The organism is Candidatus Atribacteria bacterium (assembly GCA_011056645.1).
GTDB lineage: Bacteria > Atribacterota > Phoenicimicrobiia > Phoenicimicrobiales > Phoenicimicrobiaceae > Sediminicultor > Sediminicultor quartus.
The window spans coordinates 1-2,001 of the sequence record DSEL01000195.1 but is presented as its reverse complement, the minus strand read 5'-3'; the positions used below and the strand labels follow the sequence as shown (position 1 = coordinate 2,001).

Annotated in this window: 1 protein-coding gene; it reads right to left on the bottom strand. The window is 33.0% G+C overall.

Annotated features, from left to right (window positions below):
* Positions 1-1,660, bottom strand: a 1,660-nt coding sequence (locus ENO17_09305; GenBank protein HER25231.1) for a long-chain fatty acid--CoA ligase, incomplete at its 3' end; no start/stop codon positions are given.
* Positions 1,661-2,001: the final 341 nt, after the last annotated feature.

Below are 2,001 nucleotides of genomic sequence, written 5' to 3'. Positions count from 1 at the left end.
TTTCCTCGTTTTTGTAATAGCCTTTCATAACCATCGGGCCTTTGGCAAACACAATACCCATTTCACCATTAGCCACTTCTTTACTATGATTATCTTTATCGACAATTTTTATTTCTACTTCCGAAAGGAGGGGTCCTACGCTAAACATAATCCTATTTTTAGGATTTCTGGCGGTTAGAACAGGTGAAGTTTCAGTTAATCCATATCCTTCACAGACTATAATTCCCACTATATTGAAAAATATATCTATAGCTTCCAAAAGGGCTCCGCCCCCGCTGATAGCGAATCTTAATTCTCCCCCGGTTAACTCTCTAATCTTTTTAAAGACTAATTTATCAGCAATTCTGTATTTCCAGTCTAATTTTTTAACTATACTTTTAGCCTGGTTTATTTCTTCAAGAGTATGTTCAGCCCTATCAAATAAGGGAATAGTATTATTTAAAATTCCTTCTGCTTCTTTATATTTTCCCCCAAGTTTAATAGCCCAATTAAATATAATTTTTTGCAGAGAGTTTCCTTTTTTAATATTATCCATGATTCCTTTGTACACACTTTCCCAGACTCGGGGGACACTACATATAATTGTTGGTTTCTCATCTTTCAAATCTGGGAGGAGAACTTGTTTAAAGGGTTTACTGTAAGCGGTTGAAGCTCCTGTGCTTAGAGCGAGATATTCCGCTGTTCGCTCAAAAATATGCCAGGAAGGTAGAACCGATAACCATCTATCTTTTTCGTTCAGTTCCTGTGCTGGAGGAGTTACCCTGACATTATGTATAAAGTTGGAATTCGTAAGCATAACTCCCTTGGGGTCAGCGGTAGTCCCGGAAGTATAGATAATAGTAACCAAATCTTCAGGGAGAGCAGTTTTAGATATTTCTGAAAACCTTGTATCTCCTTTATTTAATAACTTTTCTCCCAATCTGTTTATTTCCTCAAAAGAAAAAATTGCCGGAGTATGTATCTCATTATAATTTTTTTCTATAACTATCATTCTTTCAAGTAGACTATTTTGAATGAAATCGTGGTCATCTTTAGATTTGGTAAATTTTATAATCTCATCAATATTATCTTCCAAATATTTTTTTAAAAAGGTTTTAGCCTTTTTAGATAGGAAAAATATTTTACTCTGATTTCTTGTCATGTAATGAATGGCAGCAAGGAATTTTTTACTGATTTTTTCCCCCTCTTCAAATGGAAGTGAGGTAGTCCATTCCATAGCATCTTCTTCATCTGAAAATAGTTTGATCTTATCCATTAAGATGATTTGTTTTATTTTAGGAAGATTATGGGCAATGCTATAAAATTCTGCCCACTGTTTTTCTCCTTCTAGGATGGCAGCGATAGAATCAGAATGGTTAAGCTTGAATTGAATATCATGTAGTGAGCTTGTTCCGCTGCAAGGGACATCCACAGCGCGCAAATTGATAATGGCCAAATCAGCAATAATCCATTCAAGGCGATTTTCACTTATTAAGCCCAAATGATCGAATTTTTTTATTCCGATGTCAATAAGTCCAGTTCCAAATATTTCTACTTTATTATAGAATTTTCGATAAGTTAATGGTTCAAATTTTTCCTCTTTTTTTACTTTGAAGGCAATTCTCTTCCCATGTAAATTAACACTGTTTTTTAACATTTCGGGTAAGGTTTGTAGTTTCATAACCATAACTCCTTGGTTTAATTTAAATATTTAATTCTTATAATTTATAAAATGCTTATAATCTAATTTGTAATACAAATAATCTATTTGATTTTATTCCCACAATATACAATGCGCAATACTTTATATTCAATACAAAGTTAATTGGATAATTGATCTATTATTTTGTCTTTCATCTTATGGTTTTAATTGGTCAATTGGCGAATTGGTCAATTAATTTATCCACAAATTTTATCTATATCTTCTTTATATTTCTTGTGTATCTCAAATCTCTTCATCTTTAAGGTTTCGGTTATTTCTCCCGCTTCCATGGTAAACTCATGGGGGAGTAGTGTTATCCC